Here is a 21,120-nt window from a genome sequence, read left to right on the forward strand (position 1 = left end):
GACCAGGCCGACCCGACGCACGGCCGGACGACGGGCACCGGACAGACCTGAGCCGGGCGGGAACCCACCCGCCCGGCTCAGCCGTGCCAGGAACGCCAGAGGGCCGCGTACGAGCCGTCCGCCGCGACCAGCTCGTCGTGGCTGCCCAGCTCGGCGATCCGGCCGTCCTCCACCACCGCCACCCGGTCCGCGTCGTGCGCCGAGAAGAGCCGGTGCGCGATGGCGATCACCGTACGACCGCGCAGCACCGCGGCCAGCGACCGCTCCAGCGCCCGGGCCGCCCGCGGGTCGATCAGCGAGGTCGCCTCGTCCAGCACCAGCGTGTGCGGGTCGGCGAGCACCAGCCGAGCCAGGGCCAGCTGCTGCGCCTGCGCCGGGGAGAGCGGATGGCCACCCGCACCCACCACGGTGTCCACCCCGTCGGGCAGGGCCTGAGCCCAGCCGAGGGCGTCCACCGCGGCCAGCGCCGACCGGACGGCCTCGTCGTCGGCGTCCGGCCGGACCATCGCCACGTTCTCCGCCAGCGTGCCGATGAAGACGTGGTGCTCCTGGCTGACCAGCGCCACGTGCGTACGCAGCTCGGCCAGGGGCAGCCCGGACAGCGGCCGGCCGGCCACGGTCACCGAACCGGAACGGGGGGCGTGCACCCCGGCCAGCAGCCGGCCCAGCGTGGACTTGCCGGCGCCGGACGGGCCGACCATCGCCAGCGTCTCCCCCGGCCTCGGCACCAGGGTCACCCCGTGCAGCACGTCGTGACCGTCGCGGTACGCGTACCGGACGTCGTGCGCGGCGACCCGGCGGTCGCCGTCGGCCGGCGCGACGCCGGCCGACGCCGGAGCCGGCTCGCTGTCCCCGGAGACCCCCAGCAGCCGGGCCATCGAGGCGCCGCCCACCTGCAACTCGTCCAGCCAGGAGAGCAACCGGTCGATCGGGTCCACCAGCTGCTGCACGTAGAGGGTGGCCGCGGTGACCTGCCCCAGGCTGACCCAGCCCTTCAGGTGGAACCAGCCGCCGATCAGCAGGGTGGCGGTCACCGGCACCACGTACCCGATCTCGGCGACCGGGAAGAAGACGGTCCGCAGGTTGAGCGTGTAGCGCTCGGCCGCGTACGACCGGCGGATGTCGGCGTCGCCGCGGGCCCGGCGGCGGGCCTGCTGGCGCAGCGCCTCGGTGGTCCGGGCCCCCTCCACGGCCTCGCTGATCCCGTCGGTGATGTCCGAGTAGGCGGCGTTCTCCCGCAGGTAGCCGGCGGGAGCGCGGCGCAGGTACCAGCGGGTGCCGGCCCAGAGGACCGGCACCGCCAGCAGGCAGGGCAGCGCCAGCAGCGGCCCGGTGAGCAGCAGCGCGCCGACGATCAGCACCACGGTCACCGCCGCGATCAGCGTCTCCGGCATCGCGAACCGGACCGTCTTGGACAGCGCCGCGACGTCCCGCGAGGTCCGGGTCAGCAGGTCACCGGTGCCGGCGCGTTCCACGGTGGACAGCGGCAGGGCGAGCACCCGGTCGACGAACTCCTCGCGCAGCTCGGCGAGGACCCGCTCGCCGAGCCGGGCCGACGCGAGGTGCGCGAGGCGGACCAGCACCGCCTGGGCCACCACGAAACCCGCGATGGCCAGCGCGATCCGGTCCACGGTCACCGTCGCCACGCCCTGGGAGATCCCCTCCACCAGGTCGCCGAGGAGCCGGGGCGCGACCAGGCCGGCCGCGGCGGCCAGCGCGTGCAGGCCGAGCGCCCCGACCAGGGCGCGCGGGTGCCGGCGCACCAGGGCACGGGCGTACCGGCGGACCTGGTGGGCGTCGGCGACGGGCAGCGCGCTGCTCACGCCTCCTCCTCCCGGCTCACCGCGGCCGCGTAGCGCGGCTCCGCGGCGAGCAGCTCGTCGTGCCGGCCCTCGGCCACCACCTTGCCGTCCTCCACGAAGATCACGTGCTCGGCCCGCCCCAGCACCAGCGGCGACGTGGTGCAGACCAGGGTGGTCCGGCCCAGCCGGGCCGCGCCGAGCCGGTCGGCGATGCGGGCCTCGGTGTGCGCGTCCACCGCGCTGGTCGGCTCGACCAGCACCAGCGTCTCCGGATCGGCGACCAGCGCCCGGGCCAGCCGCAACCGCTGCCGCTGGCCGCCGGAGAACTCCCGACCCCGCTCGGCCACCCGGCTGTCCAGGCCGTCCGGCAGGCCGGCCACCACGTCGGTGGCGCTCGCCGCGACCAGCGCCGCCTCGACGGCGGCCCGGTCGCCGCGGTCGTGCGGGTCCAGCTCCGCGAGCAGCGCGCCGGTGAACAGGTGCGCGTCGTTGTCGGCCACCAGGATCCGCTCGCGCACCGTCGCCAGCGCCACCTCCCGCAGCGGTACGCCGTGCAGCGTCACGTCGCCGTCGACGTACCGGCCCAGCCGGTCGGCGATCTCGGTGGCGTCCGCCGGATCGGTGGCGGCCAGCGCGGTGAACGTGCCGGGGCGCAGCACCAGCCCGGAGCGCTCGTCGACCAGCTCACCCGGCCCGTCGGGCAGCGGCACCGGCCGGGCCGGCTGGGCCAGCTCCGGGGCGAGCCGGAGCAGCCGGACCACCCGGCGGGCGGCCACGTGTCCCCGGGTCAGCTTGTCGGCCGCCTCGGTCAGGTTCCGCAGCGGGCTGACCAGGAACGCCGTGTAGCCGTAGAAGGCGACGAGCTGACCGGCGCTGAGCTGACCGCGCAACGCGAACCGGGCCCCCAACCAGGTCACCAGCACCAGGAACGCGCCGGGCAGCAGGATCTGCGCCGCCTGGAGCAGCGCCTCCACCCGGGCCACCCGCAGGCCGTCGACGCGCAACCGCTGGGACTGTTCGCGGTACCGGGCCGACAGCACCGGCTCGCCGCCCACCCCGCGCAGCACCCGCAGCCCGGAGACGATGTCCCCGGCCCGGGCGGTGAGCCGCCCCTCGGAGTCCCGGTACGCCTGCTGCTGCCGGTGCAGCGGCCGGATCAGCAGCCCGACCAGCCCCATCAGCAGCGGTACGCCGAGCACCACGACCAGCCCGAGCGGCACCGACGCGGTGAGCAGGATCGCCGCGACGGTGGCGATGGCGACCACCGAACCGGTGCCCCGGGCGGTGATGTCCACCGCGTGGCCGATCTGGCCGATGTCGGCCGTACCGATGGCGACCACCTCGCCCGCGGCGACCCGGCGGGGCAGCGCGGCGCCGAGCCGGTTGGTCGCCTCGACCGTGAGCTGCACCGTCCGGTACGAGGCGGCGAGCCAGTTGTGCACCGCGCAGCGGTGCCGCAGCACCCCGGCGACCGCCTGGAGCACGCCCAGCCCGAAGAGGGTGGCCGCCCAGGTGAGCAGCGCGTCCGGGTCGCGGTGGGTGAGGCCGGCGTCGATCGCCCGGCCCACGGCCGCGGGCATCAGCGCCTGCGCCACCATCCAGACGACGCCCAGCGCGATGCCGCTGCCGAAGAGCAGCGGGTGCCGACCGGCCAGCCACACCAGGTAGCGGGTGGCGGACCGGTCGTCGGGGGTGCCGGGATCACCGGCCGGTGAGAAGCGCATGGCTTCTCGACGCTAGGTCCCCGACCTGCCCCGACGCGAACGAATTCACGCCCGACGGGCCGTCGGAGGTCAGCGGTCGACCTGGGTGAAGTCCCAGGAGTGCGGCGGGCGGGCCAGCAGCGTCGCCGGTGGGTCGGGCAGCTCGCGCGGGCTGCTCCGCCACTTGGAGATCACCACCACCCGGTGGTCGGTGGAGGAGAAGACCTCACTGGACAGGTGCAGCGGATCGTGCTCAAATTCGGGCAGCGCCGTGTCGCAGACCCAGGTGATCAGGTCGGCGAGGCCGTACGACTCGGCCCGCGCCTCCCACATCCGGACGATCACAGCCGCCACCCCTCCGTCGCCGTCACACGCTCACCGTGGTCAGTGGCAGCGCCGAGTCGGCCGGCAGGTCCAGCCGGCTCGGCGCGACGCCGGCGGCGACCAGGTGCGAGCCGAGCGCTGCCACCATCGCGCCGTTGTCGGTGCAGAGCTTCGGCCGGGGCACCCGTACCCGGATGCCGTGCCTGCCGGCCCGCTCCTCGGCCATCGCCCGCAGCCGGGAGTTGGCCGCCACCCCGCCGCCGATCACCAGCGTGTCGATGCCGTCGGCCCGGCAGGCGGCCAGCGCCTTGGTGACCAGCACGTCGCAGACCGCCTCCTGGAAGGAGGCCGCCACGTCGGCCACCGGCACCGTCTCGCCGGCCCGCTGCCGTCCCTCGACCCAGCGGGCGACCGCCGTCTTCAGTCCCGAGAAGGAGAAGTCGTAGCGATGGGCGGCGAGGTCCTTGGCGGCGGTGAGGCCACGCGGGAAGGCGATCGACACCGGGTCACCGGCCCGGGCCTCCCGGTCGATGTACGGTCCGCCGGGGAACGGCAGGCCGAGCAGTCGGGCCACCTTGTCGAAGGCCTCCCCGGCGGCGTCGTCGATGGTGGCGCCGAGCGGCGTCACCCCGGTGGCCAGGTCGTCGACCCGCAGCAGCGAGGAGTGGCCGCCGGAGACCAGCAGGGCGATCGCCGGCTCGGGCAGCGGCCCGTGTTCCAGGGTGTCGACGGCCACGTGCGCGGCGAGGTGGTTGACCCCGTACACCGGCTTCTCGGCGGCCAGCGCGTAGCCCTTCGCCGCCGCCACGCCGACCAGCAGCGCGCCGGCCAGGCCGGGACCGGAGGTGACGGCGATGGCGTCGATGTCGGCGAGGGTCACCCCCGCCTCCTTCAACGCCCGGTCCATGGTCGGCACGATCGCCTCCAGGTGGGCCCGGCTGGCCACCTCGGGCACCACGCCGCCGAACCGGGCGTGCTCCTCGACGCTGGAGGCGAGCGCGTCGGCGAGCAGGGTGTGCCCGCGGACGATCCCCACGCCGGTCTCGTCGCAGGAGGTCTCGATGCCCAGGATCAGCGGTTCGTCAGCCATCGCCTCTCAGTCCGTCCCGCGCCGCATGACCAGCGCGTCGGTGTTGCTCGGTTGGTAGTAGCCCCGGCGTACGCCGATCGGTTCGAAGCCGTAGGTCGCGTAGAGCCGCTGGGCCGGCGCGTTGTCGGCGGCCACCTCCAGCAGCACCGAGGGCGCGCGGCGGCGGGCCGCCTCGGTCAGCAGCGCCTCCAGCAGCGCCCGGCCCAGGCCGTGCCGCTGGGCGTCCCGGCGGACCGCGATGTTCTGCACCCACGCCTCGTCGGCCTGCACGGTCAGCCCCGCGTAGCCGAGCACGGCACCCTCGGCATCCGTGGCGACCAGGTAGAAGTGCCCGTTGGCCAGTTCGTTCCAGAACATCCCCGGTGACCACTGCTCGGCGCCGAAGAGGTCCGCCTCGATCGGGAGCACCTGGTCGATGTGCCACCACCGGAACCGCTCCAGCCGGGCGGGACCGGTCATGGCAGGACCGGCTTGTGGCCGGTGGCCGCCACGGCGTCCGGGCGGCGCAGGTAGAGCGGGGTGAGCCGCTCCCCGGGCGCGCCGGCGCGGATCCGCTCGGCGGCCAGCCCGGCCAGCGCCGACGGGTCCGGGTAGCGCGGCTCGGCCCGCAGCGGCAGCCCGAGGACGTCGGCGTACCGGTGGGCGCCGTCGCCGACCGCGACCGTGACGGCGAGCTCGCGGGCCCGCTCGGCGGCGACCGCCGGGAGGTCGACGTCCGGGCCGGCGATCCGCTGGCCGGCGCCGTCGTAGACCGCCCAGTAGATCTCCCGGCGGCGGGCGTCGCCGGCGGCCAGGACCGGCTCGCCGGCCGCCGCCGGGTAGCCGATCGCGTCCAGCGAGCAGACGCCGTACGTGGGGATGTCGAGGGCCTGGCCCATGGTGGCGGCGGTGACCAGCCCCACCCGCAGCCCGGTGAACGGGCCCGGGCCGAGCCCGGCGACGATCGCGGTGAGGTCGGCGGGGCGGGCCCCGGCGTCCGCCAGCACCGCGTCGACCTGCGGGGCGAGCAGCTCACCGTGCGCCCGGGCGTCGACGGTGCACCGCTGGGCGCGGAGCGCGACGCCGTCGGCGGACACCTCCGCCAGCGCCGCGGTCACCGCGGGAGTCGAGGAATCCACCACGAGTACGAGCACGATATGCCAGCGTAGTCGGCCCTTCGGCTACCAGCCGTGACGCCCCCGCCCGGCCGCCGCTGTCCTGCCCCCACGCGGCTCGCGGCTGTGCCGCCTCGCCCGGCACCTTGCGCCGCCCCCGCCGGTCCCGGCTTCGGCCCCTCGCCCGGACCCGACGAGCGGGATCACCCTGCGTCACTAGGCGCCTGAACCGAACAACCGCGACGAGCGCGATACCTCAGAGTCATTTTGATGACTCTGAGGTATCGCGCTCACAAATCTCTGCGACACCATCCGGGGATGCCCGGAAACCGGTTGGCCGCCCTGCTGAGTGACGTGATCCGCCGGCAGCGGCAGCTCCACGACCTGAACCAGCGCCAGCTGGCGGAGCTGGCCGGGGTCAGCCAGGCCACGGTGGCCCGCATCGAACGCGGCGACCGCTCCCCCAGCCTGCCGGCGCTCGAGCGGCTGCTGGCGGCCATGGACCTGCAACTCACCGTCGGGGTAGAGGAGCTGGACGCGCACCTCGACGCCCGGCTCGCGGAGCAGTCCGCGCGACCGCTGGCCGAGGTGCTGGACGGTCTCGGGCTGGACCGGATCGTCGAGCGCCTCGGCGACCTGCCGTTTCTGCTGACCGGGAGCACCGCGGCGCTGCTCCAGGGCGTCCCCGTGCCGGCCGACGCGGTCGAGATCGCGGTGCGGTGGCGGGACTCGGCCCGCTTCACCGCCTGGCTCGACGCCGCGTACGCGCAGCGGTGGAGCGCCCACTGGGGCCGGTTCGGCGGGGTGCACATCGAACCGGCGGAGCCGGGTGAGCACCGGTGGCTGACCCGGCACGGTGAGCTCAGGGCCCAGATGTGTGACGAACTGCCGGAGGGCATCGAGGTGCGGCACGGGGACCGGAGCTACGGGGTGGTGCCGCTGGTCCAGGTGGAGCTGACCGACCCCCGGGCGGCCGACCTGCTCCGCCGCCACCGGCAGCGGCAGCAGGCCGGCTGAGGGCCGCCCGGAGCCCGGAGGGTCAGCCGGCGGAGCGTTCCCAGTCGACGGTGGGCAGGCCGGCATCGGCGAGGGCCTTGTTGGCCGCGCTGAACGGGCGGCTGCCCAGGAAGCCACGCGGGTTCATCGGGCTGGGGTGGCCAGCCTCCAGCACCACGTGCTGCGGGTTGGTGACCAGGGCGGCCTTCTTGCGGGCGTACCCGCCCCAGAGCAGGAAGACCACCCGCTCCGGCCGGGCGTCGAGGGCCCGGATGGTGGCGTCGGTGAACTCCTCCCAGCCGGAGTTGGCGTGCGAGCCGGGGGTGGCCTGGCGGACGGTGAGCACCGCGTTGAGCAGCAGCACCCCCTGCGCCGCCCAGCCGTCCAGGTTGCCGCTGCGCGGCTTGGGCACGCCCAGGTCCTCGCCCAGCTCCTTGAAGACGTTGCGCAGCGACGGCGGGACGGTCACCCCCTCCCGGACGCTGAAGCTCAGCCCGTGCGCCTGCCCCGCCTTGTGGTAGGGATCCTGCCCGAGGATCAGCACCCGGCACTGCTCCGGCCCGCAGAGCCGGTAGGCGGAGAAGAGGTCCTCCACCGGCGGGAAGACCGTCTGGGTCTCGTATTCCCGGGCGACGAACTCGGCCAGCGCGGCCGTGCGGGCCGGGTCGAGGTGCGGGGTGAGCACGGCACGCCACGCCTCCGGCAGCAGCGCCAGCAGGTCGAGGGTGGGGGCGTCGTCGGGCATCGGCAACCTTTCCAGGAGGGCAACTGGGCTCTCTTCCTATCAGCCCACACCGACAACGAGGGACGACAGCGTCGGTCGGGTGGCCCGGCCCTCTTTAGAATGGGAGGTCGGAGCACGACCTCTGGAGGCGGCATGACTCGCACCTTGACCGCGGCGGTCCACCAGGAGGACGACTGGTACGTCGCCCGCTGCCTGGAGCTTGACGTCGCCAGCCAGGGTGAGACGCTCGACGAGGCCCTCGGCAACCTGCGAGAGGCAGTCGAGGTCTACCTCGACGAGGTGCAGAACCCGACGATCGAGACCACTCCCCTGGTGACGTCCTTCCAGGTGGGACGAGCGGCATGAGCCCTGCGCTGGCCGATCTCCCGCTGCGCAAGGTGCTGGACGCTCTCAAGAAGGCCGGCTTCGACCATGTCCGGACCAAGGGCAGCCACGCCGTCTACAGAAATCCGGCAGGGAACGTCGTGGTGGTGCCCCAGCACGACACCGTGAAGCGGGGCACGCTCGCCTCGATCCTCCGACAGGCCGGGTTGACGCCAGCGGAGTTTCTCGACCTGCTGGGGTGACCCCTCGCCCTAGTCGAGGGCGGCGAGCCGGTCCGCCCAGTCCCCGCCGGCCGGCTCCAGGGCGATCAGCCGGGTGTCGTCGTCGCGGCGGTCGATGCGGACCCGCAGGTGCGTGTCGGCCAGCTGCTCGACCATGCCCTCGCCCCACTCGACCACGGTCACCGAGTCGTCCACCGAGGCGTCCAGGTCCAGGTCGTCGATCTCGGCCCGGGGGTCCGCCGCGTCGCCCAGCCGGTACGCGTCGGCGTGCACCAGCGGCACCCGGCCACCGCGCTGCGGGTCCGGCTGGTGCAGCCGGGCGATGACGAAGGTCGGCGAGGTGATGTCACCCCGCACGTGCAGCCCCGCGCCGATGCCCTGGGTCAGCGCCGTCTTGCCGGCCCCCAACGGACCGGTGAGCAGCAGCAGGTCACCGGGGCGCAGCAGCCCGGCCAGCCGGCGCCCGAACGCCTGGGTGTCGGCCGCGGTGCGCAACTCGACGACGTGACTCACAACCCCTCCAGGAACCTGGTCAGCGCGGCGTTGACCAGCTCCGCGTGCTCCAGCATCACGACGTGCCCGCTGTCCGGGATCCGGACCGCCTCGGAGTGCGGCAGCCGCCGGACGATCTCGTCGGAGTGGGTGGCCGGGATGATCAGGTCCTTGTCGCCGACCACCACCAGCACCGGCGTGCCGGCCAACGCGGCCAGCGCGGGCAGCCGCGAGTGGGTGGCCAGCGTACGCAGGTAGCGGGTCACCGTGTCGGCGGAGGTCCGCGAGTTCATCGTCTCGACGTACGACACCAGGGCCGGGCTGGGCTTCGGGGTGCCGAAGCCCAGTCGGCGGGTCAGCAGCCAGGCGACGTTCTGGGTCGAGCGCCGGGCGTGCTCGATGACGGTGCCGCCGTACCGGGTGGCGTTGTTGACCATGTAGAGCACCGGACCGCCGACCCGGTTGAGCAGGGCGGGCGCCACCAGCTTGCTCTCCGCCAGCAGGCCCCCGGAGGTGGCCATCAGCACCGTGCCGACCACCCGGTCGCCGAACATCTCCGGGAACAACTCGGCGAACGCCATGATGGTCATGCCGCCCATCGAGTGCCCGACCAGCACCAGCGGGCCCTCCGGGGTGGTCGCGTCGATCACCCGGCGCAGCGTGCGGCCGAGCCGCTCCAGGTCGTACTCGCCGGTCTCCAGCCGGCCCGAGCGGCCGTGCCCGGGCTGGTCGTACGCGACGATCCGGTAGTCGCCGCGCTCGGTGAGCAGCTTGCGCTGGAAGTGGAACGTCCCCATGTCGAGGCAGAAGCCGTGCACGAACACCACGGTCGGGTGCCCCTCGACCGGCCGCTTCGGCTCCACCACCTCGACGTGGATGTCGGTGCCGTCCGGCATCTCCAGCCGGTACGCCTCGTCGTACGGCAGGTCGCCGAAGACCTCGTGCGCGTACGGGTCGGTCGGGTCGGCCTTGAGCCGGCGGATCAGGGCGCGTTCGCTGACCACGCCCGCCGCGAGGCCGGCGGCGGCCACCCCGACCGCCGCCCCGACCACGCCGGCGACCCGCCCTGCGGCGGTCCGCGGGCGGGGAATGCGAAGCCTTCGCGGGCTACTCATGCCCGCTCGCCGTCGTAGACCCGGGGCACCCGGCTGCCGCCGAACCGGGTGACGATCTCGTAGTTGATGGTGCCGACCACCTCGGCCCAGTCGTCGGCGGTGGGACCGCCGTCGGCGCCGTCGCCGAAGAGGGTCGCCACGTCCCCGGCGGCGACCGGGTCGTCGCCGCAGTCCAGGACGAACTGGTCCATGCAGACCCGGCCGGAGATGGTCCGGCGGGCGCCGCCGAGCTGCACCGGGCCGACGTTCGAGGCGTGCCGGGGCACCCCGTCGGCGTAGCCGAGCGGCACCACGGCCAGGTTCGCGTCCCGCTCGGTGGTGTAGGTGTGGCCGTACGAGACGCCGGTGCCCTCGGGCACCCGCTTGGTGAGCATCACCCGGGCCCGCGCGGTCATCGCCGGGCGCAGCCCGAACCGCTCACCGGCGATCGGTGAGAGGCCGTAGGTGGCGATGCCAGGGCGGACCAGGTCGAAGTGGGTGTCCGGGCGGGTCAGCGTGGCGGCGGAGTTGGCCAGGTGGCGGTAGCGGGGGCGCAGGCCGGCCCGCTCGACCATGGCCAGCCCCTCGTGGAAGACGGCGAGCTGGCGGTCCGTGGTGGGGTGGCCGGGCAGGTCCGCGTACACGAAGTGGCTCCACACGCCGACCACCTCGACCAGGCCGTCGGCCTGGGCCTTCGCGGCGGCCTCCAGCAGGGTCGGCCAGTCGGCCACGGTCGCGCCGCCGCGCGACAACCCGGTGTCGATCTTGAGGTGCAGCCGGGCCGGGCGGCCGGCGATCCGGCTCGCCTCGATCATCTCGTCGAGCTGCGGCAGGCTCGCCGCGCCCAGGTCGACGCCGGCGGTGATCCCCTCGTGCAGCGGGAGGCCCGGGCTGAGCAGCCAGGCCAGCACCGGCGCGGTGATCCCGGCCCGGCGCAGCCCGAGCGCCTCGTCCAGGGTGCAGACGCCGAGCCAGTCCGCCCCGGCGTCGAGCGCGGCCTGGGCCGCCGGAACCATGCCGTGGCCGTAGCCGTCCGCCTTGACCACCGCCATCAGCTCGGCGCTGGTGCCCGACCGGAGTCGGGCCACGTTGTCACGGATCGCGTCGAGATCGACGCGCACCTCGGCCTGCCACATGCACCCAGCCTACTTCCAGGTAGATCACCTCGACCGCTACCCGGTCGTACCGCCCAACCGGCCCACCACCGGGCGCAGCGCCGCCGCCACGTCCGGCGCGGTCACCGGGCCGCCCCGGGCCGCCTCCCGACCGGCCAGCCCGTGCAGGTACGCCGCCGCGGCGGCCGCCCGGTCCGCCGGCACCCCACCGGCGAGCAGCGAGCCGAGCAGGCCGGCCAGCACGTCCCCGGTGCCCCCGGTGGCCAGCGCGGCGGTGCCGGTCGGGTTGACGTACGCCCGGCCGTCCGGGGTGGCGACCACCGTGCGGTCCCCCTTGAGCAGGACCACCGCGTTCATCCAGGCGGCCAGCCGCAGCGCCGAGCCGACCCGGTCCGCGCCCGGCTCCTCACCGCACAGCCGGGTGAACTCGCGGTCGTGCGGGGTGACCACGATCGGGGCGTCCCGGTCCCGCAGTCGCTCGGCCATCTTCCCGTCCACCATCAGGGTCAGCGCGTCGGCGTCCAGCACCACCGGCACCGGCGCGGCGAGCACCGCGCGCAGCTCGGCGGCGGCCTCCTCGCCGGTGCCCAGCCCGGAACCGCACACCCACGCCTGCACCCGGCCGGCGTCGGCGACCCGCCCGGTGGCGATCACCGACGGGTGCCGGTGCACCACCTCCGCCCGGGCCCCACCGGCGTAGCGGACCAGGCCGGTCGGGCCGGCCAGTGCCCCGCCCACCGAGAGCACCGCCGCGCCCGGGTACGTCGCCGACCCGGTCGCCACCCCCACCACGCCCCGGGTGTACTTCTCCGACGCCGGGCCCAGGTCCGGCCACCACCGCTCGACGTCCGACCACTCGACCACCCGCAGCGCCGGCGACCCGCGCAGCCACGGCCCGAGGCCGATGTCCACCAGCTCGACCTGCCCGGCCAACGCCGCCGCCGGCCCCACCACCAGGGCCGGCTTCAGCGCGCCGAAGGCCACCGTCACGTCGGCCCGCACCGCGCTCGGCCGGCCGGAGGCGCTCAGCGGCACGTTGCCGGTGTCCACCGCGACGCCGCTCGGCACGTCCACCGCCACCACCGTGGCCCGCTCGCCGTCGCGCCCGCAGTGCTCGACCAGGCTCGCCGCGAGCTGTTCGGCGGTCTCCCGCAGCCCGCCCCGGCCGCCGATGCCCACGATGCCGTCGAGCACCAGGTCGACGGTGGCCGGCGGCCGGTCCACCAGTCGCCCACCGGCGGCCCGGAACGCGGCCAGCCCCTCGGCGTGCGCCCGGCCGGGGCTGAGCAGCAGCGCCGACACCGTCGCGCCCCGGTGGGCGAGCCGAGCACCCGCGTACAGGGCGTCACCGCCGTTGTCACCGGAGCCGACCAGCAGCAGCACCCGGGCGCCGTAGACGCCGCCCCGCTCGGCGAGCAGCAGCCCGCAGCGCCGGGCCAGCCCGGCCGCGGCCCGCTGCATCAGCGTCCCCGGCGGGAGGGTCGCCATCAGGCCCGCCTCCGCCGCGCGTACGTCCGCCACCCGCCACACCGGCTTCATGCCACCCGTCCCCTCTCCCGCCCCGGGCCGGCCGGCCCGCCGGTCGACTCAGCGTTCCGCCACCACCATCGCCGACGCGATCCCGCCGTCGTGCGACAACGACAGGTGCCACCGGTTCACCCCGCGCTCGGTCGCCGCGGCGGCCACCGTGCCGGAGACGGTCAGCCAGGGCCGGCCGTCCGGGTCCGGCACGACCTCGCAGTCGTGCCAGCGCAACCCGCCCGGCGCGCCCAACGCCTTGGCCACCGCCTCCTTGGCGGCGAACCGGGCGGCCAGCGACTCCGGCGACCGGGGATTGCCGGAGCGGGTGAACCGCTCGGCCTCGGTGAAGAGCCGGTCCGCCAGCAGCGGCGTCCGTGCCAGGGCCTTGGCGAACCGTTCCACCAGGACCACGTCGATGCCGACCGCCACGATCACGAACTCACCCTACCGGCGGGCGGGGCCGGAGATTAGCCGCCGGGTCCGCGGTGGGCAACGCCTGTGGACGACCAGGACGTACGCGGGCCGGCCGCCGTCCACAGCCCGTTCCCGGGTACGCGGACGCCGCCTAGCGTCAGCTCCGTCGATGTCCGCCAACGTCCGTCGGGCGGACGTCCGGTGCGTTCTCCGGCCCCGAGGTCCGGAGGAGCCCGGCGAGGTGAGGAGCAGGCGATGATCGAGGAGCCGTTGAGCGTCCGCCCCGGCGTGCTGCACGAGGTGGCCGGTGGCCTGGACGGCGTCGCGTACCGGCTGGTCCGGGGGCTGGCCGGCGGGCTGCCGCCCGGTCCGACGCCGGACGGCTGGCAGGTCGACGCGGCGCTGGCCGACCTGACGGCGGCCGTGCACGCCTGGGCCGGCGCGCGGGGAGCCCGGCTCGCGGAGTCCGCCGGGGGGCTGCGCTGCGCCGCCGACGGATACCGGGCGGCCGACGAGCGGGCGGCGGGCCGACTCTCGGGCGTCGACCGGTGACCGAGCCGACCGGCGTACGCCCCGGGTCCGCCGTCCCGGCCCGGTGGCGGCCGAACTCCTCCGGGCCGGGCGGCCGGCGTCCCGTACCCTCGACGTCCCGGCCGCCGTCGACCGCGGGCTCCCGGCCGGCGTCGGGTCCGGTCGACCGGCGGCCTCCGGCCCCCGCCACCCGGCCCTCGCCGGTCCCGCCGGCCGGGCGGTTCCCGTCCCCGGCCGCTCACCGGCCAGTGACGTCGGGCACCCGACCGGCCGGGCCGGTGTCGCCCACCGCTCGCGGCGGCCTGGGCACCGGGTCACCCGGTCGGGCGGCCCCGACCGGCGGACCGGTCTCCGCCTACGAGCGGCTCTGGTCCACCGACCCGGCGGCCTGGGCGGCGACCGGGGCGGCCTGGGCCGGCTTGACCAGGCAGGTGGACGCGCGGCTGGGCGAGCTGGCCGAGGCGGCGGCGACGCTGCGCGGCGGATGGTCCGGGGCGGCGGCGGGGGCGGCCCGGTCGCGGCTGGACGGGCTCGGCGGGGAGCTGACCGCGATCCGGCCGGCCCTGATCGAGGTGGACCAGACCCTGGCGGTGCTCGCCGACCGGCTGGGCGCGGCGAAGGCCCGCCTGGCCGAGGCGGTGACCCTGGCCGGCCGGGCCGGGGTGGCGGTCGACCGGACCGGTCGGGTCGGCGCCGACCCGGCCGTCCCCCGTGCGGCGGAGCGGCTCGGGCCGACCGTGGCGCAGGTGTCGACGGCGATCCGTGCCGCGCTGGACGTCGCGGCTGCGGCCGACCGGCAGGCGACCGACCGGCTGTCGGAGTTGGCCGTCGCCGCCGGAGCCGGCTGGGTGACGGCACCGTCGCTCCGGCGCCCGCCCGCCGGGGCGGGGCCGGCGCTGGTGGCCCGCTGGTGGGACGGGCTCACCCCGCCCGAACGGCGGTGGCTGGTGCTGCACGAGGCCCGCCTGGTCGGGCGCCTCGACGGGGTGCCGGTCGCCGCCCGCGACCAGGCCAACCGGCTGCTGCTCGGCGCGCACCGGGCGGTCCTGCTCGCCCGCTGCCGGCGGTCCCGGGCCGGCGTGCCACGCGGGACGGTGGCGGCGGTCGGGCAGCGGCGGGCCGCGGCGGCCCTGGCGGGGCTGGACGCGCTGGCCGACCGGCTGGCGGCGGGGGCACCGCGGGCGTACCTGCTCGGCCTCGATCCGGCCGGGGACGGGCGGGCGATCATGGCGCTCGGCGACCCGGACCACGCCGACAACGTGCTGACCTACGTGCCGGGGATGACCTCCGACCTGGCCGGGGCGGCCGGTGAGCTGGGCCGGGCGGCACGGGTGCTGTCCCGCTGCACGGCGCTCGCCCCGGGCGCCGGCACCGCGGCGGTGCTCTGGCTGGACTACGACGCCCCGGACTTCCTGCCCGAGGCGACCCGCTCCGGCCAGGCGGGCGACGCCGGCCCGGCGTTGAGCCGGTTCCAGGACGGGCTGCGGGCCAGCCACGACGGCCCACCCGCCCGGCAGACCGTGCTCGGGCACAGCTACGGCTCAATGGTGGTGGGCGTCGCGGCCCGCGAGCACGGCCTCGGCGCCGACGCGCTGGTCTTCGTCGGCTCGCCCGGCGTGGGCGTCTCCGAGGCCCGGGAACTGCGGGTGCCACCCGGCCAGGTCTGGGCGTCCACCGCCCCGGACGACGTGATCCGGCTGGCCCGGCCGCTCGACGACCTGGCCCGGCACGCGGTGCTGGACCGGACGCCGGTCGGCCCGGTGGCGCGGCTGCTCGGCGGTGACCGGCACGAGTTGTGGTTCGGGCACGATCCGAGCGACCCCGGGTTCGGCGCCCGGCGCTTCCCCAGCGGCCGGTACGGCCACACCGGCTACTGGGAGCCGGACAACCCGGCCCTCGACGGCATGGCCCGCATCGTCGTCGGCCACTGACCGACCCTCACGCGAAGGCTGGCTACTCGACGGTGACCGACTTGGCCAGGTTGCGCGGCTGGTCCACGTCGTGGCCACGAGCGGCGGCGATCTCGGCGGCCAGCACCTGCAACGGCACGGTGGTGACCAGCGGGGCCAGCAGCGTCGGCGTACGGGGCACGGAGATGAGGTGGTCGGCGTACCGGACGACCGACTCGTCGCCCTCCTCGGCGATCACGATGGTACGGGCGCCGCGGGCGCGTACCTCCTGGATGTTGGAGACGACCTTGTCGTGCAGCATGCCCCGGCCCACCGGCGAGGGCACGATGCAGATGACCGGGGTGCCCTGGTCGATCAGTGCGATCGGGCCGTGCTTCAGCTCGCCGGCCGCGAAGCCCTCGGCGTGCATGTACGCCAACTCCTTGAGCTTCAGCGCGCCCTCCAGGGCCACCGGGTAGCCGACGTGCCGGCCGATGAAGAGCACGGTCGGCTCGGCGGCCAGCTCCCGGGCGAGCTCGCGTACCGGCTCGATCCGGTCCAGCAGCTCCCGCAGCTTGCCCGGCATCTCCTGGAGCTGGGCGACGACCGCACCCACCTCGTCGGCGAACTTGATGCCGCGTACCTGGGCCAGGTGCAGGCCGATCAGGTAGCAGGCGACGAGCTGGGTGAGGAACGCCTTGGTGGAGGCGACGGCGATCTCCGGCCCGCCGTGGGTGTAGAGCACCGCGTCGGACTCGCGCGGGATGGTGGATCCGTTGGTGTTGCAGATGGCCAGCACCCGGGCCTTCTGCTCCTTGGCGTGCCGCAGCGCCATCAGGGTGTCCATGGTCTCGCCGGACTGCGAGATGACCACGATCAGGGTGGACCGGTCGAGGACCGGGTCGCGGTAGCGGAACTCGCTGGCCAGCTCCACCTCGCAGGGGATCCGGGTCCAGTGCTCGATGGCGTACTTGGCGACCAGGCCGGAGTGGTAGGCGGTGCCGCAGGCGACGATGAAGATCTTGTCGATGTCGCGCAGGTCCTGGTCGCTGAGGCGGACCTCGTCGAGGGCGATCTCGCCGGTCTCGGTGAGCCGGCCGAGCAGCGTGTCGGCGATGGCCTGCGGCTGCTCCTCGATCTCCTTGAGCATGAACCAGTCGTAGCCGCCCTTCTCGGCGGCCGACGAGTCCCAGTCGATGTGGAAGTCCTTGCCGGTGGCGGGCTGCCCGGCGAAGTCGGTGATCTCGATGGCGTCCGGGGTGATCAGGACGATCTGGTCCTGGCCCAGCTCGACCGCCTCGCGGGTGTGCTCGATGAACGCCGACACGTCGCTGGCGAGATAGTTCTCGCCGTCGCCGCGGCCGACCACCAGCGGCGAGTTGCGCCGGGCGCCGACCACCGCGCCGGGGACACCGGCGTCCACGGCGAGCAGGGTGAAGGCGCCCTCCAGCCGCTGGCAGACCCGCCGCATGGCGGAGACGAGCAGCTGCGGGCCGTCGACCTCGCCGGCGGCCCGGAGGTCGGCCAGCGCCCGGCCGAGCAGGTGTGCCGCGCACTCGGTGTCGGTGTCGCTGGTGAACTCCACGCCGTCGGCCTCCAGCTCGGCGCGGAGCTTGGCGAAGTTCTCGATGATGCCGTTGTGGATCACCGCGACCCGCCCGTCCGGGGCGACGTGCGGGTGGGCGTTGCGGTCGATGGGTCCGCCGTGGGTGGCCCAGCGGGTGTGCCCGATGCCGGTGGTGCCGTCGCCGATGTTGATCGGACTGGCCGCGCAGGACTCGGGATCGGCTGCGGCCCGCTCGGCGAGCACCTTCTCCAGGTTGGCCAACCGGCCGGCCTTCTTCTCGGTCAGCAGCACGTCGTCGCAGACGACCGCCACGCCGGCCGAGTCGTAGCCGCGGTACTCGAGTCGCCGCAGCCCGTCGAGCACGATGCCCAGCGCCGGGCGCGCGCCGGCGTAACCCACGATTCCACACATGGTAGCCAGCGTAACCGAGTTTCGCTCACGTGTGGTGCGCAAAAGCCGGGGTATCGATCACACCATTTGATCGATCGGGGCGTCGGCGGGCATCTCCGGGACAAACCGGTCCGGTCGACGACCCGACGACGGGGTGGTCGAGCGAGGTCGGATGCGGAAGGATGTCCCGGTTCCCCCGTGCACGTCCGGAAGGCCGCTCGATGTCCGACCCCACCCCGTCACCGTCCCGTCGGCCGCCGGCCGAGGGCCCCCGGGACGACTGGGCCGACCTGCGCGGCTCAGCGACCGAACACCCCTTCACCGGGCCGGCGCGACCCTCCGCGCGCCGGGTCCTGCGCGGCCTGGTCGCCGGCCTGGCGGCCGCCGTGGCCGCGGTCACCTTCCTGCACCGGCAGGGCGTCTGGACCACCCCTGCGGCGGCGCCGGCCCCGGGTCCGACCATCACCGCCGGCCCGCGGCCCGACCAGACGGGCGGCGGGCCGGTACTGGGCGGAGGTGGCGCGGCGCCGAGTGGTTCCGCCGCGCACACCGTGGTCTTCGAGCTGACCGGCGAGGGACCGGCGAGCGTCCTCTACTGGGTCGAGGGCGGGACACCGCAGAACGTCGAGACCCGCCGGTTGCCCTGGCGGGCGGAGCTGAGCGCCGCCGCGGGCGTCGGCGCCACCATGCTGGCCAGCCGGGAGCGCGGCGGTGGCACGATCCGCTGCCGGCTGCTGGTGGACGGGGTGGAACGGGCCCGGGACACGGCGGGTGGGGCCGTACCGGTGGCCGACTGCAGCGCCAGGATGACCGGCTGAGCCCCGGCCCGTAGGCTGGCCGGCGTGACGACGACCGCGAATGTCGATCCGCTGGTGGCCCGGATGCGTCCGTTCGGGACGACCGTCTTCGCCGAGATGTCCGCGCTCGCGGTCCGCACCGGCGCGGTCAACCTCGGCCAGGGCTTCCCGGACAGCGACGGCCCGCCGGAGATGCTCGCCGCCGCCGCCGAGGCGCTGCGCGGCGGGCAGAACCAGTACCCTCCGGGCCCCGGCGTCCCGGCGCTGCGCGCGGCGGTCGCCACGCACCAGCGCCGGTTCTGGGGGCTGGAGTACGACCCGGACGGCGAGATCGTGGTCACCGCCGGCGCCACCGAGGCGATCGCCGCCAGCATCCTCGCCCTTTGCGAGCCCGGTGACGAGGTGCTCTGCTTCGAGCCGTACTACGACTCGTACGCCGCCTCGATCGCGCTGGCCGGGGCGGTCCGCCGGCCGGTGACGCTGCGGCCCGGGGCCGACGGCCGGTACGCCTTCGACCCGGCCGAGCTGCGCGCCGCGTTCGGGCCGCGGACCCGGCTGGTGCTGCTGAACTCCCCGCACAACCCGACCGGCAAGGTCTTCACGCCGCAGGAGCTGGCCCTGGTGGCCGAGCTGTGCCAGGAGCACGGCGCGTACGCGGTCACCGACGAGGTGTACGAGCACCTGGTCTTCACCGACGCCGCCACCCCGCACGTGCCGCTGGCCACCCTGCCCGGGATGCGGGAGCGGACGCTGCGCATCTCCTCGGCGGGCAAGACGTTCTCCTGCACCGGTTGGAAGGTCGGCTGGGTGAGCGGGCCCGCTTCGCTGGTCTCGGCGGTGCTGCGGGTCAAGCAGTTCCTCACCTTCGTCAACGCCGCGCCGCTGCAACCGGCCGTGGCGGTGGCGCTCGGGCTGGGCGACGACTACTTCACCGGCTTCCGGGACGACATGCAGGCCCGACGGGACCAGCTCGTCGCGGGGTTGACCGATGCCGGCTTCGGGGTGCTGGCTCCGGAGGGGACGTACTTCGTCACCGCCGACGTCACGCCGCTGGGCGGCCGGGACGGGATGGAGTTCTGCCGGTCGCTGCCGGAGCGGTGCGGGGTGGTGGCGGTGCCCAACCAGGTCTTCTACGACGATCCGGCGGCCGGCCGGCGACTGATCCGGTTCGCCTTCTGCAAGCGGCCCGAGGTGCTGGCCGAGGCGGTGACCCGGCTGCGCACCCTGGCCGGCGGCCGGTGAACGCCGAACGGGCCCGCCGGTTGGCGGCGCAACGGGGCTGCGACCGGATCCTCTCCGGGGCCCGGCCGGTCCCGCCGGACGAACAGCTGGACCGGATCCGGGCGGCGTTGGGCGACGATCCGGTGGCCGACGTCTACGGCGAGGGCGGCGCGGTCGAGGCGCTGGAGCGGCGGGTCGCCGGGCTGCTCGGCACCGAGGCGGCGGTGTTCTTCCCGTCCGGGACGATGGCGCAGCAGGTCGCCCTCCGGTACGGCGCCGAGCTGACCGGCCGCACCGGGGTGGGGCTGCACCCGCTCAGCCATCCGATGGTGCACGAGCGGGACGCTCTCCCGCTGCTGGCCGGCCTGCGCCCGGTACGCGTCACCGACGCCCCGCGCAACCCGACCGCCGAGGAGGTGGCCGGCCTCGACGAGCCGATCGGCACCCTGCTGCTGGAGCTGCCGTTGCGGGACGCCGGCTTCGTCCTGCCGACCTGGGACGAGCTGGTGGCGGTGGTCGACGCGGCCCGCGACCGGGGTGCCCGGGTGCACCTGGACGGCGCCCGGCTCTGGGAGTCCACCCCGCACCTGGGGCGCTCCCTGCCCGAGGTCGCCGCGCTCGCCGACAGCACGTACGTCTCGTTCTACAAGTCCCTCGGCGGGATCTCCGGCGCCGCGCTGGCCGGCCCCGACGACCTGGCCCGCTACGCCCGCGCCTGGCAGCACCGGTACGGCGGCCGGCTGTTCCAGCAGTGGCCGGCGGCCGCGGCGGCGCTGGCCGGGCTCGACGACGTGCTCCCCCGGCTCGCCGGGCAGGTGGCGCACGCCCGTACGGTGGCCGACGTCCTGGCCGGGCTGCCCGGGGGACGGGTGCACCCGGCCCCGCCGCACACCCACCAGTTCCGGTTCTGGCTGCCGCATCCGGCGCGGCTGCTCGACGAGGCGAACCTCGCCCTGGCCGAGCAGGACCGGGTGTGGTTCGTGGGTGGCTGGCGGGACACCGAACTGCCGGGCACGGCGGTGGCCGAGGTCACCGTCGCCGGGCCGGCGCTGGAGCTGACCGCCGCCGAGGTGGCGGAGCTGGCCGACCGCTTCCTGCGCCGGGTCGCCGCCGGCTGACGCTCAGCCCGCCGCGCGGGCCGGACCGTTGTCTCGGCCGTCCGCCTGCCCTGCGGGAGCGGCGGCGGCCAGGGTGCGCAGCGTCGCGCCGCCGTCGGCGAGCAGCGCGGCCTCCGCGTCGTCGACGAAGGCGAGGTCGGCCTCGACGTGCCGGCTCGCGGCGGAGAGCAGCAGCCGGACCACCGGGTCGTCGGAGCGGCGGCGCAGTCCGTCGAGGTTGCGCAGTTCGCGCATCAGGTGGCCGCGCTGGTTGCCGAGCACCGTGCGGACGGTGGCCGGTTCGCCGGAACGCGCCGCCGCGGTCACCTTGAGGAAGAAGTCGTCCCGGAAGCCGCCGCTGCGCGGACTGGGCTCGGTGAGCCAGCGGTCCAGTTCCGCCCGGCCGTCGGTGGTGATCTCGTAGACCACCCGGTCGGGCTTGACGGCCTGCGGGTGCCGCTCGGCGACCACCAGGCCGTCCCGGGAGAGCCGCTCCAGGATCTGGTAGAGGTGCCCGATGTTGAGCGGCCCCCACTGTGGACCGACGGCCGCCTCGAAGGCGCCCTTGAGCTCGTAGCCGTAGCTGGGGCCGCGGGCGAGCAGGGCCAGGACCGCGTGCTGGATCGCCACCGTCTCCTCCAATCCGGTCCGGACGACGTCCGCCCGGCGGGTCTTGCATTGTGACAATGTATC

General features: G+C 75.4%; 22 protein-coding genes. 8 read left to right on the plus strand and 14 right to left on the minus strand.

The features are described 5' to 3' along the window. Positions 1-77 precede the first annotated feature (77 nt). The 6 genes from GA0074704_RS27605 to tsaB form a co-directional block, all read right to left on the minus strand. Positions 78-1,823, minus strand: a complete 1,746-nt coding sequence (locus tag GA0074704_RS27605) for an ABC transporter ATP-binding protein (RefSeq protein ID WP_088973180.1) — start codon at positions 1,821-1,823, stop codon at positions 78-80. Further along, on the minus strand, positions 1,820-3,526 hold the full coding sequence (locus tag GA0074704_RS27610; protein ID WP_088973181.1) for an ABC transporter ATP-binding protein: 1,707 nt from the start codon (positions 3,524-3,526) through the stop codon (positions 1,820-1,822). The genes GA0074704_RS27605 and GA0074704_RS27610 overlap by 4 nt, the downstream gene beginning before the upstream one ends. Before the next feature lie 69 nt (positions 3,527-3,595). Continuing rightward, positions 3,596-3,850, minus strand: coding sequence for a hypothetical protein (locus GA0074704_RS27615; protein ID WP_088973182.1), 255 nt, complete (start codon positions 3,848-3,850; stop codon positions 3,596-3,598). A gap of 22 nt (positions 3,851-3,872) precedes the next feature. Continuing rightward, positions 3,873-4,919 carry a tRNA (adenosine(37)-N6)-threonylcarbamoyltransferase complex transferase subunit TsaD gene (gene tsaD, locus GA0074704_RS27620; protein ID WP_088973183.1) on the minus strand — a complete coding sequence of 349 codons (1,047 nt, stop codon included), beginning with the start codon at positions 4,917-4,919 and terminating at the stop codon, positions 3,873-3,875. 6 nt (positions 4,920-4,925) lie between these two features. Continuing rightward, entirely contained in the window at positions 4,926-5,378 is a 453-nt protein-coding gene (gene rimI, locus GA0074704_RS27625) for a ribosomal protein S18-alanine N-acetyltransferase (protein ID WP_088973184.1), read from the minus strand. After that, entirely contained in the window at positions 5,375-6,052 is a 678-nt protein-coding gene (gene tsaB / locus GA0074704_RS27630) for a tRNA (adenosine(37)-N6)-threonylcarbamoyltransferase complex dimerization subunit type 1 TsaB (protein WP_088973185.1), read from the minus strand. Before tsaB ends, rimI begins: the two co-directional genes overlap by 4 nt. 279 nt (positions 6,053-6,331) lie before the next feature. On the opposite strand from tsaB, the gene GA0074704_RS27635 reads away from it, so the two are divergent. Beyond that, positions 6,332-7,030 (plus strand): helix-turn-helix domain-containing protein, encoded by a 699-nt coding sequence (locus GA0074704_RS27635; RefSeq protein WP_088973186.1) that lies wholly within the window; start codon positions 6,332-6,334, stop codon positions 7,028-7,030. A gap of 22 nt (positions 7,031-7,052) precedes the next feature. Here GA0074704_RS27635 and ung read toward each other — a convergent pair whose 3' ends face one another. Further along, positions 7,053-7,754 carry a uracil-DNA glycosylase gene (gene ung / locus GA0074704_RS27640; protein ID WP_088973187.1) on the minus strand — a complete coding sequence of 234 codons (702 nt, stop codon included), beginning with the start codon at positions 7,752-7,754 and terminating at the stop codon, positions 7,053-7,055. A gap of 132 nt (positions 7,755-7,886) precedes the next feature. Here ung and GA0074704_RS27645 point away from each other — a divergent pair, with 132 nt between their 5' ends. Together GA0074704_RS27645 and GA0074704_RS27650 are read left to right on the plus strand one after the other, a co-directional pair. Beyond that, positions 7,887-8,099, plus strand: coding sequence for a type II toxin-antitoxin system HicB family antitoxin (locus tag GA0074704_RS27645; RefSeq protein WP_088973188.1), 213 nt, complete (start codon positions 7,887-7,889; stop codon positions 8,097-8,099). Then, positions 8,096-8,320, plus strand: coding sequence for a type II toxin-antitoxin system HicA family toxin (locus GA0074704_RS27650; RefSeq protein WP_088973189.1), 225 nt, complete (start codon positions 8,096-8,098; stop codon positions 8,318-8,320). Before GA0074704_RS27645 ends, GA0074704_RS27650 begins: the two co-directional genes overlap by 4 nt. A gap of 9 nt (positions 8,321-8,329) precedes the next feature. Here GA0074704_RS27650 and tsaE read toward each other — a convergent pair whose 3' ends face one another. Genes tsaE through GA0074704_RS27675 form a run of 5 tightly spaced genes read right to left on the minus strand, consistent with a single transcriptional unit; the run spans position 8,330 to position 12,956 of the window. Then, entirely contained in the window at positions 8,330-8,812 is a 483-nt protein-coding gene (tsaE, locus tag GA0074704_RS27655) for a tRNA (adenosine(37)-N6)-threonylcarbamoyltransferase complex ATPase subunit type 1 TsaE (protein WP_088973190.1), read from the minus strand. Continuing rightward, entirely contained in the window at positions 8,809-9,906 is a 1,098-nt protein-coding gene (locus GA0074704_RS27660; protein WP_088973191.1) for an alpha/beta fold hydrolase, read from the minus strand. Before GA0074704_RS27660 ends, tsaE begins: the two co-directional genes overlap by 4 nt. Next, complete coding sequence (gene alr / locus GA0074704_RS27665; RefSeq protein WP_088973192.1) at positions 9,903-11,021, minus strand: alanine racemase; 1,119 nt, start codon at positions 11,019-11,021, stop codon at positions 9,903-9,905. Before alr ends, GA0074704_RS27660 begins: the two co-directional genes overlap by 4 nt. A gap of 36 nt (positions 11,022-11,057) precedes the next feature. Continuing rightward, positions 11,058-12,539, minus strand: a complete 1,482-nt coding sequence (locus GA0074704_RS27670; protein ID WP_088973193.1) for an NAD(P)H-hydrate dehydratase — start codon at positions 12,537-12,539, stop codon at positions 11,058-11,060. 48 nt (positions 12,540-12,587) lie between these two features. Next, a complete protein-coding gene (locus tag GA0074704_RS27675; RefSeq protein ID WP_088973194.1) occupies positions 12,588-12,956 on the minus strand; it encodes a holo-ACP synthase in 369 nt (122 codons plus the stop codon). 234 nt (positions 12,957-13,190) lie between these two features. Between GA0074704_RS27675 and GA0074704_RS27680 the strand changes: the two genes are divergently transcribed. Continuing rightward, positions 13,191-13,487, plus strand: a complete 297-nt coding sequence (locus tag GA0074704_RS27680) for a hypothetical protein (RefSeq protein WP_088973195.1) — start codon at positions 13,191-13,193, stop codon at positions 13,485-13,487. A gap of 257 nt (positions 13,488-13,744) precedes the next feature. Next, positions 13,745-15,397, plus strand: coding sequence for an alpha/beta hydrolase (locus tag GA0074704_RS27685; protein WP_231926700.1), 1,653 nt, complete (start codon positions 13,745-13,747; stop codon positions 15,395-15,397). A gap of 22 nt (positions 15,398-15,419) precedes the next feature. On the opposite strand, the gene glmS is transcribed toward GA0074704_RS27685, so the two are convergent. After that, positions 15,420-17,333 carry a glutamine--fructose-6-phosphate transaminase (isomerizing) gene (gene glmS / locus GA0074704_RS27690; RefSeq protein WP_088973196.1) on the minus strand — a complete coding sequence of 638 codons (1,914 nt, stop codon included), beginning with the start codon at positions 17,331-17,333 and terminating at the stop codon, positions 15,420-15,422. A gap of 200 nt (positions 17,334-17,533) precedes the next feature. On the opposite strand from glmS, the gene GA0074704_RS27695 reads away from it, so the two are divergent. Genes GA0074704_RS27695 through GA0074704_RS27705 form a run of 3 tightly spaced genes read left to right on the plus strand, consistent with a single transcriptional unit; the run spans position 17,534 to position 20,448 of the window. Next, entirely contained in the window at positions 17,534-18,130 is a 597-nt protein-coding gene (locus GA0074704_RS27695) for an MmpS family transport accessory protein (protein ID WP_088973197.1), read from the plus strand. Positions 18,131-18,154: 24 nt separating this feature from the next. Then, positions 18,155-19,351 (plus strand): pyridoxal phosphate-dependent aminotransferase, encoded by a 1,197-nt coding sequence (locus GA0074704_RS27700; RefSeq protein WP_088973198.1) that lies wholly within the window; start codon positions 18,155-18,157, stop codon positions 19,349-19,351. Continuing rightward, positions 19,348-20,448, plus strand: a complete 1,101-nt coding sequence (locus GA0074704_RS27705) for a threonine aldolase family protein (protein ID WP_088973199.1) — start codon at positions 19,348-19,350, stop codon at positions 20,446-20,448. The genes GA0074704_RS27700 and GA0074704_RS27705 overlap by 4 nt, the downstream gene beginning before the upstream one ends. Positions 20,449-20,451: 3 nt before the next feature. On the opposite strand, the gene GA0074704_RS27710 is transcribed toward GA0074704_RS27705, so the two are convergent. After that, on the minus strand, positions 20,452-21,057 hold the full coding sequence (locus GA0074704_RS27710) for a PadR family transcriptional regulator (protein ID WP_157743805.1): 606 nt from the start codon (positions 21,055-21,057) through the stop codon (positions 20,452-20,454). Between the last annotated feature and the right edge of the window lie 63 nt (positions 21,058-21,120).

It is taken from the genome of Micromonospora siamensis (assembly GCF_900090305.1).
Taxonomy (GTDB): domain Bacteria; phylum Actinomycetota; class Actinomycetes; order Mycobacteriales; family Micromonosporaceae; genus Micromonospora; species Micromonospora siamensis.

Coding starts and splice junctions, on each gene's coding strand:
- glmS (WP_088973196.1), bottom strand. CDS start 17,333: ATGTGTGGAATCGTGGGTTACGCCGGCGCGCGCCCGGCGCTGGGCATC.
- GA0074704_RS27650 (WP_088973189.1), top strand. CDS start 8,096: ATGAGCCCTGCGCTGGCCGATCTCCCGCTGCGCAAGGTGCTGGACGCT.
- GA0074704_RS27670 (WP_088973193.1), bottom strand. CDS start 12,539: ATGAAGCCGGTGTGGCGGGTGGCGGACGTACGCGCGGCGGAGGCGGGC.
- GA0074704_RS27660 (WP_088973191.1), bottom strand. CDS start 9,906: ATGAGTAGCCCGCGAAGGCTTCGCATTCCCCGCCCGCGGACCGCCGCA.
- rimI (WP_088973184.1), bottom strand. CDS start 5,378: ATGACCGGTCCCGCCCGGCTGGAGCGGTTCCGGTGGTGGCACATCGAC.
- tsaD (WP_088973183.1), bottom strand. CDS start 4,919: ATGGCTGACGAACCGCTGATCCTGGGCATCGAGACCTCCTGCGACGAG.
- GA0074704_RS27635 (WP_088973186.1), top strand. CDS start 6,332: ATGCCCGGAAACCGGTTGGCCGCCCTGCTGAGTGACGTGATCCGCCGG.
- GA0074704_RS27610 (WP_088973181.1), bottom strand. CDS start 3,526: ATGCGCTTCTCACCGGCCGGTGATCCCGGCACCCCCGACGACCGGTCC.
- ung (WP_088973187.1), bottom strand. CDS start 7,754: ATGCCCGACGACGCCCCCACCCTCGACCTGCTGGCGCTGCTGCCGGAG.
- GA0074704_RS27695 (WP_088973197.1), top strand. CDS start 17,534: ATGTCCGACCCCACCCCGTCACCGTCCCGTCGGCCGCCGGCCGAGGGC.
- alr (WP_088973192.1), bottom strand. CDS start 11,021: ATGTGGCAGGCCGAGGTGCGCGTCGATCTCGACGCGATCCGTGACAAC.
- GA0074704_RS27645 (WP_088973188.1), top strand. CDS start 7,887: ATGACTCGCACCTTGACCGCGGCGGTCCACCAGGAGGACGACTGGTAC.
- GA0074704_RS27680 (WP_088973195.1), top strand. CDS start 13,191: ATGATCGAGGAGCCGTTGAGCGTCCGCCCCGGCGTGCTGCACGAGGTG.